Raw genomic sequence first — 14698 nt, 5'->3', positions numbered from 1 at the left:
TTGAACTATCATGATCTGGAAAAAGCGCGAGAGGCCGCACGCAAGATTCCCGGCGGCTCCGGCGGCGGTCAGGCCGCCCGGAACACCGGGCTCGTAATTCGTATCGCAATCGCGAGAAGGCGCGAAAAGCTCGTCATGGCTGGGCTTTTAACCGAGACAGGCGACATTGAAAAGCCCGAACTCTCGGTGCCTTCCTTGCAGCTTGTGCCGTCACAATGCATCCGGATGCATCCGGCCAATAGGCGATTGCCGGAACAAAGCACTCACATCGAGAAATCAAACCGGTAGGTCGTCGAGACGCCGATCGTGAACTGGTTGCGGTCGCCGCGCTCCTTGACCAGGCTGGAATCGGCCGCCGGAGCCATCAGGCGCGAATATTCGCCGAACAGGCTGGCCGTCATCGGCTCGGTCACCTTCCAGGTCACCGCGCCACCAAGGCCCGCCGATCTCACCCCGCCGCCCGGATGGTATTCGCTGAGGCCCGAAGCCACGGCTTCCTCGGCATTGACGCCGTAATAGGCGTCGAAATAGTCCGATGAGGCGAACGAAACGCGCGGCCCGCCCGAAATCCTGACCTCCGGCGTCACATCATAAAAGGCGTCGGCGGCGATGTCGGCGACAAAGCCGCTATGGGCGCGAATGCCGTGCCGCAATTCGGCGCGAGCGCGCAACCAGTCAAAAGGATAGAATTCGAAGAAGCCGCCGGCCTCGCCGCCCCAGCGCACCGGGTCGAGGCCCTTCAGCTCGTCGGCGTCGCCGCCATCGCGCGAAAACAGGATCTTTCCGGTCAGGCCGGCGCGCAGGCCGCCATCGTCGATCAGCGCCAGCGAGATGTTGTCGTTGCGTGAGGTGAAGCGGGCCGCGGGACCCGCCTTGCCGAGCGAGATGATCGGCGAGGCGCTGAGCAGGTACTTCTTGCTGCCCTCGAAATCCGGCGCGACCATGCCGGTGGCGCCGACCGTCAGATACCAGTCGCCGGACAGCCAGCCCAAGGCGCCCTCGCCTGCTTCGGCGGCACTGGGCGCGCCAAGCATGAAGGTGGCCAAGACCAGCTGAAACACCCTGACAGAACGCATCGTCACTCCATACGCACGGAACACCGGCAGGAACAACCGGCCTGGCCAAGAGCCATGGCGCCGGTTCAGTAAACTTTGATTTAAATTCGAAACGCTTCCTCGCTTTTTTGGCATGCGTCTGGCGCACGCTGCTCGCTGGACGGGCAAGGCCTTCGGCGCTACCCTCCAATTGGCAAGATGCCAGGCAACTTCGATGGAGATGGCGGCAATGACCCTGCAAGGCGATGTTTTAAAGGATGCGATTGGGCAGACACAGGCGAAATGGGGGTGGTTCGTCGGGCTCGGCGTGCTGCTGTTGATCCTCGGCGGCATCGCCTTCGGCAATCTGTTCATTGCCACGGTCGCCTCGGTCTACGTCGTCGGCTGGCTGATGCTGATGGCCGGTGTCATCGAGATCATGCATGCCTTCGGTGTGAAGACATGGAGCCGGTTCTTCTATTGGCTGCTCAGCGGTCTTCTCTATGCAGTCGCCGGGTTCTTCGCCTTCTATAATCCGCTGCTGGCCTCGGCGGTGCTGACCTTCCTGCTGGCGGTCGCCCTTCTCGCTTCAGGCGTGCTCAGGGCCTGGGTCGGGTACAAGCACAGACCGGCCAAGGGTTGGGGCTGGCTCGTTGCGGCGGGTGTCATCAGCGCGCTGGCAGGCCTGGTCATCGCCATGGGCTGGCCAGTCAACAGCGTATGGGTGCTGGGACTGTTTCTCGCTATCGACCTGATCTTCCAGGGCTGGGCCTTCATTGCCGTCGGCCTGGCGCTGAAGAAATAGGTTCTTGTTTTAGCATGATCTTGTCCGAAAACCGGTTCCCACTTTTTGGGATCATGCTTTAGAAAGCAATGGCCGCGTCGAGCTCGGAAAGCGGGCTGACGCCGGCCAGCAGCGCCCTCGCCTCCGCTTCGTCGCGTTTCATCTGCGCGACCAGCGCGTCGAGCCCGTCGAACTTCACCTCGGCGCGCAGGAAGCCGAAGAAGGATACCGCGCATATCTCACCGTAGAGGTCGCCGTAAAAATCGAAAACGAAGGTTTCCAGAAGCGGCGTGCCGTTGTCGTCGACGGTCGGGCGGCGGCCGAAGCTGGCAACGCCGTCATGAAGCGTGCCGTCGGCGCGACGGAAGCGGACGGCATAAATCCCTTCCTTCAGAGTGGCTTCCGGCGAAAGCCTCATATTGGCGGTTGGAAAGCCCAGCGTCCGGCCAAGCCGTTGGCCGCCGATCACCTCGCTCTCGACCGTGAAGCGATAACCGAGCAGGCCGGCGGCCTCGGCCACCTCGCCCTCGCCGAGCTGCGCGCGAATGCGGCTCGACGACACCACCTCGGCGCCCTCGTCGCGAAACGCGTCGACCAGCGTGACACCGAAGCCGTGGCGTTCGCCGGCCGCCATCAGATAGGCCGGGCCGCCCTGCCTGTCCTTGCCGAAGTGGAAGTCGAAGCCGGTCACGGCGTGAACGATGCCGAGATTCCTGTCCAGCACGTCGGTCACGAACGCTTCCGCCGACAGCGCGGCGAAGTCGCGCGTGAACGGCTGTTCGACGAGTGCGGCAAAGCCTAGATACGACAGCAGTCGTGCCTTCATCGGCGGCGGCGTCAGCACGAACAGCGGTATATCAGGCCGGAACACCTTTCTCGGATGCGGCTCGAAGGTCAGCACCAGAGCCGGCACGTCGCGCTGGCGGGCCTCGGCAAGCGCGCGCTCGAGCACGGCCTGATGGCCGCGGTGAACGCCGTCGAAATTGCCGATCGCCACCACGCCGCCGCGCAAATGGGCCGGCAGCGGCGAGATTGCAGAAACGCGTTCGAAGGCTTGCGTCATTTCGAGGCTTCCGTCATCGAGCGACCCTACCGCAGTCTCGGAATGACCGCGACCGGCCGGTAGCCGTGCTTTTCCAGAAAGGCAATTAGCCTGGCCGGATCCGGTTGTAGCGGATCGCCATAGTCGCGGGCATGGATGCCGCCCGATACGTAGAGCACGTCGAAGCCGTTGTCGGCAGCACCTTTGATGTCGGTCATCATGCCATCGCCGATGGCCAGCACGCCCGAGCGCTCGACCGGGCGGCCGAGCAGGTCGGCGATCTCCTTCATCGCGACGTCATAGACCGGGGCATATGGTTTTCCGGCGATCAGCGTGCGCCCGCCGAGCTGGGCATAGTCGCGGGCCAAGGCCCCCGCGCACCAGATCATCCGCTCGCCGCGCTCGACCACGATGTCGGGATTGGCGCAGATAAACGGCAGGTTCCTGGCGCGCAACCGCCGCAGAAGTTCGGTGTAGTCTTCCGGCTTCTCCACCTCGTCGTCGAACAGCCCGGTGCAGACCACGCCGGACGCCTCGAACTCCTCGACGAGCTCGACATCAAGTCCGTCATAGAGCGTGAGATCGCGATCACCGCCGATGTGGAAGATTTTTCGCGGCCCCTCGATGATCAGGTCGCGGGTCACGTCGCCGGAGGTGACGACGCGGTCATAGGCGCTTGGGGGGACACCGATCGCATTCATCTGCGCCACCACGTCGGTGCTTCGCCGCGGCGAATTGGTGATCAGCACGACAGGTATTTTCGCCGCGCGTGCGGTGGCCAGCGCCAGAGCCGCGGCCGGAAAATGCCGTTCGCCATTGTGGACCACGCCCCAGACATCGCACAGGATGGCCGAATAGGCTCCCGACAAATCTGCGAGCGAGCCGATGATGTCGGGTGAATCCGCCATACTATTTTTCCCAAGTCATGATCGGCCGCTACCGACGGTCCGTGCGGCAGGCCCGCATTAACCGAAGCGCTTGATCCTGTCACCAGCTTTCGCAACGTTCAGGATTGCCTGGCGATAATCAAGGCAGGCGCACAAAGCGTGAAAGCCGCCTCTTTCCAGAGGTTTAACCCATTGCGGAGGCTTCGACCGGGTCCAATCGTGGGCAGCACTGCCGCCATCTGCGGCATGGTTAACGAGCTTTAAAAAACTGTGCCGATCTTGGACATATTTTAGCAATCTGAAATTTAACTATTGGTGGCATCGTTCGCCGACAAAGGGTTCTGGCGGGGTTCTGAAGGCAATGTTCCGTAAATTCGGTAGGGACCGGCGTGGCAACTATACGCTCATGACGGCCATCACGATTGTGCCGCTCATGGGGGGCTTGGCGCTCAGCGTCGATTACTCGGAACTGCTCCGCCAGAAGCACGGTACGTTGAACGCCCTTGACGCCGCCGGCCTCGCCACCGCTCAGCACATCGTCGCCGGCGCAAGCGACGCCGACACCGTGGCCTTTGCCAAGACCTTCTTCGAAGCCAATCTTGGTCCCGTCGATCCGGCGAATACGTCGCTTACCGTCACCCTGCCCAACAACAATGCGGGTGGCGGCACGCTGAAGCTGTGCAGCGCCCTGACGTATACGCCTTATTTTCTACCGGCTGCCGCCATGCTGACGGGTGGGAGCGGCACAGCCTTCACGGCTTGCTCGGAAATCCGCCTCAAGAACACGCTGGAAGTAGCCCTTGTGCTCGACAATTCCGGCTCGATGAACAACCTCGGTTCCGGCACCGGCGTGAAGCGAATAGACCTGCTGAAGACTGCCGCCAAGCAGCTTGTCGACACGCTGGCGCTGCAGGCACAGCAGATGAAGCAGGTCAGCAAACCGGTGCAGTTCTCCCTCGTGCCGTTCGCTGCTTCGGTCAATGTCGGCCCCACCCATGACCAAGAAGGCTGGATGGATCAGGACGGCATCTCCCCGATCCAGCACGAGGATTTCGATTGGACGACGATGACCCCCGCCAACAATCCGGACAAATACGCCGAGAAGCTCAACGGCGTCTGGTACAAGCGCGGCACCGGCTGGGGCGACACCCAGGATCAACCACTGACCCGCTTCAGCCTTTACGCCGACATCACGGTCGAGTCCGGCCGCGAAGAAGTGCCTAACACGAAACAATACATCTGCGACACCTATAACAAAAAAGGCAACTGCAGCAGCGGCCATTGGACCACCCCGGAATACATCTACACCACCAGCCGCTATGCGAGCTGGCAGGGTTGCGTGGAGGCGAGGCCGTACCCGTATAATAACGACGACACGACGCCGACCACCGCCGCGCCTGCCACGCTGTTCGTGCCGATGTTTGCGCCGGACGAAGCTGGCACCCTCTGGCTCGATTTCGACCGAGACGGTGTCAACGACGCGACTTATCTGTCCTATGGCTACGGCAACAACTGGTGGGCCGACTGGCCGTATTACAGCGATAGCCCAACCGCCTCGCAGCGGCAGTCGGACATGCGCAAATATTTCCTGGTGAAGCCTTACGGTTCGAAGTCGGCTGCCGCGGGCGACGGCCCGAATGCGTCCTGCACGACCAACCCGGTCACGACGCTCAAAGACGTAAGCCAGCTTGCCCAGAAAGAGGAGATCAACGACGCCATCGACGCCATGGCACCGAACGGCAACACCAACGTGCCGGAAGGGCTTGCCTGGGGCTGGCGGACGGTGTCGAGCAACGAACCTTTCACGGAAGGCCGACCGAACGCCGAAAAGGGCAACGACAAAGTGGTCATCGTGCTGACCGACGGCGCCAACACCTACAGCGCCGTCAGCGACAGCGACTATGCCAATAACAGGTCGACCTATGCCGCTTACGGCTACACCGGCCTCACATATCCAGGGTCGGGAAGCGTGACGCGCCTGTTCATGAACACAAGCACCGACATCGGCAAGACGACCTTTACTGGCGGCAACTACACGGCCGCGCTGGACGAGCAGATGCAGACCCTTTGCGCCAATGCAAAGAATTCGAACGTTCTCGTCATGACCGTTGCGCTCGACCTGTCGACCACCGACGCCGGCGACAAGAAAGCGCTCGACGCCCTGAAGGCATGCTCCTCGGACTCGCGCTTCCGCAAGGATCCCACCGATCCGACCAAGCCGGCCAAGCTGTTCTGGAACGCTACCGGGGCGACTCTGTCAGACAATTTCAAGGAAATCGCCAACGAATTGTCGAACCTGCGTATCGTCGGCTGAGGATGACTTCGCCGAAGCTGCCGATCTCCCCCCTTGCGGGGGAGATGGCCGGCAGGCCAGAGGGGGTGGGAAGGATCACAGACTTTTTGTGGAATCCATTTCCAACTGGAGACCGGCCTTGTGGCGTTGATGCGATTGCCTGATAGGCCGGCGGGACAGCACCCCCCTCTGCCCTGCCGGGCATCTCCCCGCACGGGGGGAGATCGGCAACATTGCCCCTTTCGCCAATTGTCAACGCTGGCGCAAAGGCTATCGCCACCTTGCCCTTGCGGCGGTCGAACGGACATGGTGAGTGTCCCCACCGCCACCGGAGATGCGCCCGTGCCCGACGCCGCCAACCATCTCGCCTTCGCGCTGGTCTGCCTTGGCATGGTGCTGACGCCTGGCCCGAACATGATCTATTTGATCTCGCGGTCGCTGTCACAGGGGCCGAAGGCCGGCCTGATTTCGCTCAGTGGCGTGGCGCTCGGCTTTGTCTTCTACGTGTTGTCGGCGGCATTCGGCATCACCGCGCTGCTGCTTGCCGTGCCTTACGCCTATGACGTGCTGCGCTTTGCCGGCGCGCTCTACCTCTTGTGGCTTGCCTGGCAAGCAGTGAGGCCAGGCGGACGCTCGCCGTTCCAGGTTCGGGAACTGCCGAAGGACAGGCCGCGCAAACTGTTCGCCATGGGCCTGATGACCAATCTGCTCAACCCGAAGGTGGCGGTGCTTTATCTGTCGCTGCTGCCGCAGTTCATCAGCCCCGGTAAGGGCCACGTGCTGTCGCAGCTTCTGGTGCTCGGCACCACCCAGATCGCGATAAGCCTCACCGTCAACGCGATCATCGCGGTCACCGCCGGCTCGATCGCCGTCTTCCTCGCCGGCCGGCCGCTGTGGCTGGTGATCCAGCGCTGGATGATGGGCACGGTGCTGACCGTGCTGGCCCTGAAGATGGCGACCGACGCGCAGCGTTGACTTGAGCATCGGATCCAAAAGCATGCCCTCGGGCCTGACCCGAGGGTGGATACCGGTTTTGGGAAAATCCGATGCTCAAACAAAAAGATAGAGCGGCGGCACCGCTGCGCTTGCTTACATCGGCCGCCGGTCCTGCTGCACCCGCTCCGGCTCGACCACCCTGCGATAGAGATGCCACGTCGCATGGCCAAGCACGGGCATGACGACGGCGAGCCCGGCAAACAGCGGGATCGAGCCGATGACCAGCAGCACGGCGACCATCAAGCCCCACAGCGCCATCTGCAGCGGGTTAGCCATCACCGCCCGTGCCGAGGTCTCGATTGCCGAGACAGCGCCGACATCGCGGTCGAGCAGCAGCGGAAAGGCGATGACGGTCGTCGCCAGCACGATCACGGCGAAAACGAACCCAGCCGCATTGCCGAGCAGGATCAGCGTCCAGCCTTTGGTCGTCGTCAGCACCTCGCGCACAAAGCCGCCGATCGAGGCCGGCGGCTGATTGCCAAACAGGCTGGTGTAGATGGATTGCGCGGTGAACAGCCAGAGCAGGAACAGTGCCACCAGCATGACGCCGATGACCGCGATCGCGGGCAGCGCCGGCGAGTGACGCACATCGAGCGCGTGCCACCAGGACGTGTCCATGCCGAGTTCGCGGCGGCGGCTGATCTCGTAGAGCCCGATCGCGGCGAAGGGTCCAAGCAGGGCGAAGCCGGACATCAGCGGGTAGAGGAGCTGGATGGCATAGGACCCGGATGTCGTCCACTGCGCCAGGATCAATCCGACCACCGGATAGATCAGGCACAGGAACACGTAATGCGATGGCTTGGCCCAGAAATCCTCGACGCCGAGCCGCAGCACATCCATCAGGTCCGCCGTCGTGATGCGGCGCACCGTGGGCTGCACGTGCATTCCACGTGCGTCCGACATGACATGAAAGCTGGCCATGACCATTCTCCCGTGTGTCGGGGCGGTCACCGCCAGGATGGCCGCCCGTAGCTGCCACTTCTCGTACAAGCACTATGATAGTCGATTTAGGGGTGATTGTCGCCAAGTCGACGGTCGCGATGGTAAATCCGGCTAGAGCGGGATGCATTTGGGTTGAACGGGGCATCCCGCTTTATCTGTGTTTCAGCCGCATTTGTGCGACGCCAAGTGTAACCACTTGGCTGCAAAATGCTCTAGAGATTTCCGACGCCGCCATCGACGAGCAGTTCCGTGCCGACGACGAAGCTCGACTCATCCGAGGCCAGAAACACCGCCGCCTTGGCGAGCTCCCAGGGTTTGCCCATCCGGCCGATCGGCACCAGCGCGCGTATCCGATCGCCCAGCGCCTTCTCTTCCGCTTCGGGCAGACCCAGCTTGCCCAGGGCCGGCGTCTCGGTCGGGCCGGGGCTGAGGCCATTGACGCGAATACCGCGCTCGATCATCTCCCCCGAGAGGGTGCGCGCCAATGACAGGAGGCCCGCCTTGCTGGCGGCGTAGGCGCTGCTCTGGGGCAGGCCGATATGGGCACTGACCGAACCGCACAGGATGATCGACGACGGGTTGGAAAACATCGGCAACAGGGCCTGGATCAGAAAGAATGGCCCCTTCAGATTGGTCTGCATCAGACGGTCGTAGACCGCCTCGTCCCAATCCTGCAGCGGCTGGTGCATCACATCGCCGGCGTTGATGTTGAGTATATCGAGCCGAGGCCAGCGCTGCGCAAGCTCGGCGGCAAGCGCACGCTGATCGGCGAGATTGCCGGCATCATTCCTGATCACCTGCGCCGATCCGCCCAGCTCGCGCTGCGCAGCGTCGAGCCCGGACGGGTTTCTGCCAGTGATTGCCACCGTAGCGCCCTCGGCCAGAAACTGGCGCGCGGTTTCGAGACCGATGCCGCTGGTTGCCCCGGTGATGAGGGCATATTTGCCTTTTAAGCGACCCATGATTTGCCTTCCCAATGAGATGAGAACGGCATTGTCGGCATGATAGTATGCTTTGTATAGTAGGCACCGAATGGGTACTAAAGGAAATAATTTCATGGCACAGGCAAAAGCCATCGAGGTCCCGCCAATCGAAGGCGGAAATGGCGCGACCGATCGTTGCCCGATGATCGATTTCGTCAATCTGGTTTCGGGAAAATGGGCCATTCCCATTCTTTATCGCCTGATCGTCACCGGTTGTCCGATCCGCTTCGGCGAGCTGCAGCGGGCCGTCGCGCCGATTACGCAAAAGGAGCTCACGCGGCAGCTGCGCCTGTTCGAACATCGCGGTCTGGTCTATCGGAGGGTCTATGCCGAGATGCCGCCGCGCGTGGAGTACGAGATAACGCCACTGGGCAGAACCTTGCGTGGCACGCTGGATTCGCTGGCCGACTGGATGCGTGTCAACGCATCCCACCTGATCACCTGACCGATCGTGGACGGATTGTTTGCCCTGCCCGGCCAAGGCCACGGCGGTCACCGCGCGGCGCCACACTTTGGCGCCGCGCGGTGAGATGCGTGACAAAAGCTAGGCAGCGAAGCGATCGATCACCTCGGCCAGCGGGACATGGCCGAGGCAGGCGCCCGAACCAGCGGGGTTTTCGCCGTCCTCGATAGCCTGTGCGTAGCGCACGGACGGATCGGCTTCGATCCTGCCGCGCAACGCAGCCAGCTTGGGGTAGCTCGTCGCGTCGACGGCCTGGTGGAATTCCGCCCAACGTGCCACGCCAATCAGCGTGGTGTCGGCAAGCGTCAGGCGGTCGCCGACCAGAAAGTCGGTGTCGGCGATCATCGCCTCAAGCCGGTCATGGCGTTCGGTAACGGCCTTGCGGCCGAAGTCGCGCAAGGTCGCCAGCAGGACAGGCTCGGCCGATTCCATTTCATATGCGGCCCAGAGTGGGGTGAAAGCGGCGGTGAAGCCGGTGTTCACGAAAGCCATCAGCTGATGCATCCGGTCGGCTTCCGGCGAGCGAGGGTCGAAGCTGATACGACGTTGCGTGTCGCGGGCTTCGAGCCAAGCGGCAATCGCCATGGTCTCGGTGAGCACCTTGCCTTGGTCCGTGATCAACACCGGCGTTTCCTGACGGCCGTTGATGCTGGCATAGGCGTCGTTCTTCATTTCAGCGAGCATGTCGACGCGGCACAGGCGGTAGGGCTGTCCGACGCGTTCAAAAGCAGCGACAAGCCCCATCGAACTTCCCGCCGGGATGCCGTAAAGGAGGATAGGTTCCATTTCTTTGTCTCTTCCATGATTTAGGGATCACGCTGCGCAGCGAAACTTGACCCTAAACGCTGGTCGCCCCATGTAAATTACGCACTATTCTGTAACCAGGTCCCCGCCATGAAAGATGTCGTCTCACGCTGCCCGATCGAAGAAACCATGCGTGTGCTCAGCGGTCGCTGGCCCACTTTGCTGCTTTACTATCTGAAAGACGGGACCAAGCGCTTCAGCGATCTGAGGCGGGACAACCCGACCGTATCGCACCGCATTCTAGCGCTGGAACTGCGCAAGCTGGAGGAAGCCGGGATTGTGCGGCGAACGGCGCATGCCGGCTATCCGCTACGCGTGGACTACGACCTCACGGCGCCCGGCCTGAAGCTTGTGCCGCTCATCGACGCCCTGGGCGACTGGTGGGAAGTTACCGAGGACGATCGGGCCGGCCGGGTCGGGTCGGCGGCGGAAGCCAGGCTGGTGAAGGCGGCGTAGTGAAAATCTGACGCTTGCCACCCGAGGCTGGACAACCGCTTTGGGTCGGATCTGCCGTCCGGGCCGGATACCGGAATGGGCGGGTGGCCAACTGCCGACGCTCTGCGCCTCGACCGCGGTCGGAGCGTGAGGAAGTTCACCTCAAATTGCTCTTCGGAAACAACACGCGATCGGGTTTTGCATTCATTCGCGCCAGCATTTCCTTGATCAGGCGTGTTTTGGTGCGCCCCGCTTCCTTCGGCGGCACGAGGTAACGCACGATGGCCTCGAGCCAGGTGTTTTCACTGACGCGAAAATGAACCACGGGATGCTCCTTCACTTCGAGTTCGTCCACCGGCGTTTGTGACAGGATGTGCTTATAGACCTTCACCTTCTGGCTCATGATGTCGCCGATCTGCTCGTCAACGACCTCTCTCATGGTTTTCGCTACGAATTCCAGATCGCTTTCATAAGCGAGCTGGAACTTGATTTCGTTCCAGACATAGGGAAACAGCGGCCAAGAATAGTTGAAGACCGGCGTGTCAAACACGGTGGAGTTCGGAAACTTGATGACGCGTCCGCTCGGATGATCGGTCCAAAGATGTTCGCCGCCGAATTCCCATAACGTCGTGTCGAGATAGCTGACATCAATGACATCGCCATGGGCATCGCCGATGCGAATGCGGTCGCCAACGCGATACGGCGCCCTGGCCAGAATATAAATCCACGCGATGAAACTGGAGATCGGCATTTGCAGCGCAAAGCCGAGAATCAGTGAAATCAGGCCGAGTGAAACAACCGCAGCATACCAGTTCACAAATAAGACTGAAATGGCCACGAAGACGATGGCGACGACGACGACCAATCGAAAAATACGTTGCAGGTTGAAACGCGAAACACGATTGGGAATTCGGCCAATGAGAAAGACTTCGATAACATTCGCAACGGTCAGCATAACGAAAATGAGAAGGGCGCCCCTGACGTAGTTCAGCACGCGAACGCGCAAAGGCGCGTCAAGCCATTCTAAGCGCCAATTGATCAGGACTTGGATGCCAAAAAGCAGCAAGGCAGCGGCAGCGAAACCAACCGTCCACCAGACGTCTTCCTTGCGAAGGCTGAAGCGGAATTTTTCCTCGGGCTTTTTCGCCTTCTGTTCGATAGTTTTTGGATCAGCAGTCTGTTGCGCGGCCCGTTCGAGTCGGGAAAGGTTCTCCTCCTCCTTGGCCCGCGGTTCCATGGATTCACCTCCCGATGTGGCCATCAACACCCAGCCAGTGCCTTCTCGTTCCTCGACGGCGGCATTCGGCAAACGACCAATGTCAGTCGCTGACTGGCTCCTTGCCGGTTCACGAAAGCTGGCCTTCATTCCGGCGGCCCGTCCTTGGTGAAATAGGGCGGCAAGCAGAAGATGCGACGCCGCCACCATATTCGGCAAATGCCTTATAGCCCGATCCGAATTTAAGCTGAGTTTGGTATCAGCAGCTCCCCGATAGCTCACCGGTAGAGATCTCCAGTGTTAATCGAGTGCCCGTTGGTTCAAATCCAACTCGGGGAGCCAGCCTTCATCGGCCGGCGCGTTTCTTGCGTGAGGCGGACTTCGCTCTTCCGGGGGATCATACCGGCGGGTAGGGCCGCGAGGGCGGCGTCGCCAGCGTGAGTAGGTTGTCGTCAGGATCACGCACCTGCGCCAGCGTCGAGTAGTCGCCTGAATGTCGTCCTCAAAGCACGATCCCTAGGCTCTGTAGCCTACGGCGCTCGGCCGCGACATCGTCGACGATAAGGAACATCACGCCCCTGCCGGCGATCTCGAGTCGGTTGAAAGCGCTACCCCGCCCTGGCCAAAGAGATCCCGCTGCACCAGCGTGTCCATCGGCCGGGAATCCGGTCCACGACCGAGCAGCTTCGTATACCAGCCTTCGGCCGCCGCCAATCGTCACTCGTCGCAACTTGCTCAGGTGCTCTTGAGCGTGCCGTTCATCCCTTCCGGATAGAAACCGCCCTTGCTCACTCCGTCCTTGTCGGTGAGGTAGACGATCCGGAGCACCTCCTGCGGCGTTCTGGTAAACGCGATCGCATCGGGCGTCGACGGAACGATGTTGGCTTTGCCGTCCAACTGGATTGCCTGGTCCTTATCGTCCGATCCGTCGATTTTGTCTCGGGCATCGGAGACAGCATTGGCGGCCTTCCAGGCTTCCTCTCCCTTCCGGTATAGCGTAGATCGCGCCATTCCCATGTGGTAGGCCTCGACCGCCAGGATGCCTGCGGCGGCGGCGAGGAAGTCCTTGTTTTTCAGAACTGTCGCAGCACCGGCATAGGCGGTGACGCCGACATCCTCGAACAACATCCCGCCGAGAACGAAGTTCGTTTCGTTGCCGAAGGGATCGAAGTCCGCACCGAGACCGGCCGCTTCCGCGACGGCTTTGAACCCCGCATTGAAATCGATCGCCGGCCGGTCGACGGCGTTGGCTCCAAGTGTCTTGCGGTAGAAGCGAACGTGCGCGAGTTCGTTTTCCGCGACTTCCTGCATGAATTCGCCGATGGCCGGCGTCTCGAACGAAACTTGCTTTCCACCAACGACGTCGCCGGGTTTCGAACCGACATCGGCTGCTTCGATGCCCATTCCGGTGGTGCCGCGGAGGTAGTATTCAGCCTCCATGTATTCGAGGTTGAGCGCAAAGCGGAAAATGTCCTCGTCCGATATGTCCTGTGCCAATACCGGAGAAGGCCGTGCGATTCCGCCGAGTGCCGCTCCGGCACCGAGTATGACAAGTCCCTGAAGCGACTGACGCCGGGATAGGTGAAGTGCGCCCTGCATGGCGGTCTCCTATGTTTGTTGATTCGACACCGCTGTCCGCACCGCGGCGCCGAATGCGTTTGCCTGACGATTAGATGGTCCGGGCCGCCAAAATATTCCCGCGTCCGGCCACAAGAGCTCTGCGAAGAAGCCGGCGTAGTCTCGGCGTGGACGGCGTCTACGTGCGCTCAGTCGCCGCGTTCAACTGATGAGTATCCTTTCGAACCAGGCGGATTGCGAGCCGATCGAGGACTGATTGCGCGAGGCGGTCACAACGGGCGCCAGCGAAGAGAAACGTATCCGTGAACACGGTGGCGAGCTCGTCCCGCAGCGCCTCGCGGAGCAGCCGGCGTGCGCGATAAAGGCGGGTGCTCACTGTCTGAGGTCGCAATGCCAGAAGAAAAGCCGTTTCCTCAATGCTCATTTCCTCGACGTCCCGCATGACAAAGACGATGCGAAAGGGCTCTGGCAAGTCACCGACGGCTCGCTCTAGGAGGCTGCGGATTTCAGCGAGAGCAGCCGCCTCTTCGGGATCAGGCTTGTGGGCGCTGAACGGAGCGACCATGCCTTCGATGGCTTTCACGTCTACGGTGGGCCTCCTTTTCCGGCGGCGTCCCAGCGCCTCGTTCAGCGCGATCCGGGTGAGCCAGGTCGACAGCCGCGCCTCCGCGCGGAATTCGGCCAGATGGGTGAAGGCGTGGATGTAGGTTTCCTGAAGTACGTCCTCCGCCTCGGTGTCGTCATTCAAGATGGCGCGGGCGACCCGGTGAAGCCGCTGATTGTGACGCTTGATGATTAACCAGAATGCGGCGGAGTCACGCTGTCGCGCGTGTTCAACCAGCCCCGCGTCGTCAAGGTCCTCGATCCTCACTGCCTCGGTGGATCCGGTCGGCTTCATCATCGGCGCTCCAGATGCATCAGCTTACTATGAGATAAGCGTTTTCCGGGTTTTCGGTCTGCGGCCAGGTGGAGACTTGGGACTCTAGCGGACCAGAGGCCTGCTCACCAAGTAAATCGGACCTCCTCCACCGCACGATCATACTGTGAAAGTCCCATCGTGTTTTTCCTTCGGCCACCATTGGCCGAAAGGAAAGCGAGTGGACGATGGGGTTAGGGGCCGTTGAACGAACCCGCTGCGCGGGAGGGCGCCTGCGATTGAGGTAGAGATCGGGGACCGGTCGTCGCGCCTGCATTGAGCGTTGTTCGGCGGCGGCAGAGCATGACGGGCTTCTTCAACAAGG

15 protein-coding genes and 1 tRNA gene are annotated in these 14698 nt (G+C 61.5%); 7 read left to right on the top strand and 9 right to left on the bottom strand.

Translation table 11 applies throughout. The features are described 5' to 3' along the window. Positions 1 to 288 (top strand): hypothetical protein, encoded by a 288-nt coding sequence (locus tag EOC94_RS11380; protein WP_126107026.1) that lies wholly within the window; start codon positions 1 to 3, stop codon positions 286 to 288. On the opposite strand, the gene EOC94_RS11375 is transcribed toward EOC94_RS11380, so the two are convergent. Then, on the bottom strand, positions 264 to 1076 hold the full coding sequence (locus EOC94_RS11375; RefSeq protein WP_127290477.1) for a MipA/OmpV family protein: 813 nt from the start codon (positions 1074 to 1076) through the stop codon (positions 264 to 266). The two genes, EOC94_RS11380 and EOC94_RS11375, sit on opposite strands and share 25 nt — an antisense overlap. Positions 1077 to 1284: 208 nt before the next feature. Here EOC94_RS11375 and EOC94_RS11370 point away from each other — a divergent pair, with 208 nt between their 5' ends. Further along, positions 1285 to 1839, top strand: a complete 555-nt coding sequence (locus tag EOC94_RS11370) for an HdeD family acid-resistance protein (RefSeq protein WP_095485827.1) — start codon at positions 1285 to 1287, stop codon at positions 1837 to 1839. Between the two features lie 58 nt (positions 1840 to 1897). Here the strand turns inward: EOC94_RS11370 and EOC94_RS11365 are convergent, their stop codons facing one another. Continuing rightward, positions 1898 to 2881 carry a bifunctional riboflavin kinase/FAD synthetase gene (locus EOC94_RS11365; protein ID WP_095485625.1) on the bottom strand — a complete coding sequence of 328 codons (984 nt, stop codon included), beginning with the start codon at positions 2879 to 2881 and terminating at the stop codon, positions 1898 to 1900. Positions 2882 to 2907: 26 nt separating this feature from the next. Further along, entirely contained in the window at positions 2908 to 3768 is an 861-nt protein-coding gene (locus tag EOC94_RS11360) for a TIGR01459 family HAD-type hydrolase (RefSeq protein WP_127290475.1), read from the bottom strand. 340 nt (positions 3769 to 4108) lie between these two features. On the opposite strand from EOC94_RS11360, the gene EOC94_RS11355 reads away from it, so the two are divergent. After that, positions 4109 to 6061: a pilus assembly protein gene (locus tag EOC94_RS11355; protein WP_127290473.1), complete on the top strand. Its 1953-nt coding sequence runs from the start codon at positions 4109 to 4111 to the stop codon at positions 6059 to 6061. A gap of 321 nt (positions 6062 to 6382) precedes the next feature. Further along, positions 6383 to 7015: a LysE family translocator gene (locus EOC94_RS11350; RefSeq protein WP_127290471.1), complete on the top strand. Its 633-nt coding sequence runs from the start codon at positions 6383 to 6385 to the stop codon at positions 7013 to 7015. A 114-nt stretch (positions 7016 to 7129) separates the two neighbouring features. Here EOC94_RS11350 and EOC94_RS11345 read toward each other — a convergent pair whose 3' ends face one another. After that, positions 7130 to 7957 (bottom strand): DUF2189 domain-containing protein, encoded by an 828-nt coding sequence (locus tag EOC94_RS11345; protein WP_127290469.1) that lies wholly within the window; start codon positions 7955 to 7957, stop codon positions 7130 to 7132. A gap of 233 nt (positions 7958 to 8190) precedes the next feature. Further along, the gene (locus tag EOC94_RS11340; RefSeq protein WP_127204646.1) at positions 8191 to 8940 is read right to left on the bottom strand and encodes an SDR family oxidoreductase; all 750 of its coding nucleotides are present in this window, start codon (positions 8938 to 8940) and stop codon (positions 8191 to 8193) included. Between the two features lie 94 nt (positions 8941 to 9034). Between EOC94_RS11340 and EOC94_RS11335 the strand changes: the two genes are divergently transcribed. After that, complete coding sequence (locus tag EOC94_RS11335; protein ID WP_127290467.1) at positions 9035 to 9406, top strand: helix-turn-helix domain-containing protein; 372 nt, start codon at positions 9035 to 9037, stop codon at positions 9404 to 9406. A 99-nt stretch (positions 9407 to 9505) separates the two neighbouring features. On the opposite strand, the gene EOC94_RS11330 is transcribed toward EOC94_RS11335, so the two are convergent. Continuing rightward, entirely contained in the window at positions 9506 to 10210 is a 705-nt protein-coding gene (locus tag EOC94_RS11330) for a glutathione S-transferase family protein (protein ID WP_127290465.1), read from the bottom strand. Positions 10211 to 10318: 108 nt separating this feature from the next. Between EOC94_RS11330 and EOC94_RS11325 the strand changes: the two genes are divergently transcribed. Continuing rightward, positions 10319 to 10684 (top strand): helix-turn-helix domain-containing protein, encoded by a 366-nt coding sequence (locus EOC94_RS11325; RefSeq protein ID WP_095485619.1) that lies wholly within the window; start codon positions 10319 to 10321, stop codon positions 10682 to 10684. A 136-nt stretch (positions 10685 to 10820) separates the two neighbouring features. Here the strand turns inward: EOC94_RS11325 and EOC94_RS11320 are convergent, their stop codons facing one another. Beyond that, positions 10821 to 11900, bottom strand: a complete 1080-nt coding sequence (locus EOC94_RS11320; protein ID WP_127291035.1) for a mechanosensitive ion channel family protein — start codon at positions 11898 to 11900, stop codon at positions 10821 to 10823. Between the two features lie 246 nt (positions 11901 to 12146). Between EOC94_RS11320 and EOC94_RS11315 the strand changes: the two genes are divergently transcribed. Then, positions 12147 to 12221: transfer RNA gene (locus tag EOC94_RS11315), tRNA-Asn, on the top strand. 393 nt (positions 12222 to 12614) lie between these two features. Here EOC94_RS11315 and EOC94_RS11305 read toward each other — a convergent pair. After that, a complete protein-coding gene (locus tag EOC94_RS11305; RefSeq protein ID WP_185928227.1) occupies positions 12615 to 13376 on the bottom strand; it encodes a ferritin-like domain-containing protein in 762 nt (253 codons plus the stop codon). 259 nt (positions 13377 to 13635) lie between these two features. Continuing rightward, positions 13636 to 14358 carry an RNA polymerase sigma factor gene (locus tag EOC94_RS11300; RefSeq protein ID WP_127290461.1) on the bottom strand — a complete coding sequence of 241 codons (723 nt, stop codon included), beginning with the start codon at positions 14356 to 14358 and terminating at the stop codon, positions 13636 to 13638. Positions 14359 to 14698 lie beyond the last annotated feature (340 nt).

Source organism: Mesorhizobium sp. M6A.T.Ce.TU.016.01.1.1 (genome assembly GCF_003997065.1).
Lineage (GTDB): Bacteria > Pseudomonadota > Alphaproteobacteria > Rhizobiales > Rhizobiaceae > Mesorhizobium > Mesorhizobium mediterraneum.
This window is presented reverse-complemented; position numbering and strand designations above follow the sequence as displayed.

Excerpts from the sequence above, each read along its gene's own strand:
- EOC94_RS11375 (WP_127290477.1), bottom strand. The coding sequence starts at position 1,076 with ATGCGTTCTGTCAGGGTGTTTCAGCTGGTCTTGGCCACCTTCATGCTT.
- EOC94_RS11370 (WP_095485827.1), top strand. The coding sequence starts at position 1,285 with ATGACCCTGCAAGGCGATGTTTTAAAGGATGCGATTGGGCAGACACAG.
- EOC94_RS11365 (WP_095485625.1), bottom strand. The coding sequence starts at position 2,881 with ATGACGCAAGCCTTCGAACGCGTTTCTGCAATCTCGCCGCTGCCGGCC.
- EOC94_RS11360 (WP_127290475.1), bottom strand. The coding sequence starts at position 3,768 with ATGGCGGATTCACCCGACATCATCGGCTCGCTCGCAGATTTGTCGGGA.
- EOC94_RS11355 (WP_127290473.1), top strand. The coding sequence starts at position 4,109 with ATGTTCCGTAAATTCGGTAGGGACCGGCGTGGCAACTATACGCTCATG.
- EOC94_RS11345 (WP_127290469.1), bottom strand. The coding sequence starts at position 7,957 with ATGGCCAGCTTTCATGTCATGTCGGACGCACGTGGAATGCACGTGCAG.
- EOC94_RS11340 (WP_127204646.1), bottom strand. The coding sequence starts at position 8,940 with ATGGGTCGCTTAAAAGGCAAATATGCCCTCATCACCGGGGCAACCAGC.
- EOC94_RS11335 (WP_127290467.1), top strand. The coding sequence starts at position 9,035 with ATGGCACAGGCAAAAGCCATCGAGGTCCCGCCAATCGAAGGCGGAAAT.
- EOC94_RS11330 (WP_127290465.1), bottom strand. The coding sequence starts at position 10,210 with ATGGAACCTATCCTCCTTTACGGCATCCCGGCGGGAAGTTCGATGGGG.
- EOC94_RS11325 (WP_095485619.1), top strand. The coding sequence starts at position 10,319 with ATGAAAGATGTCGTCTCACGCTGCCCGATCGAAGAAACCATGCGTGTG.
- EOC94_RS11320 (WP_127291035.1), bottom strand. The coding sequence starts at position 11,900 with ATGGAACCGCGGGCCAAGGAGGAGGAGAACCTTTCCCGACTCGAACGG.
- EOC94_RS11300 (WP_127290461.1), bottom strand. The coding sequence starts at position 14,358 with ATGATGAAGCCGACCGGATCCACCGAGGCAGTGAGGATCGAGGACCTT.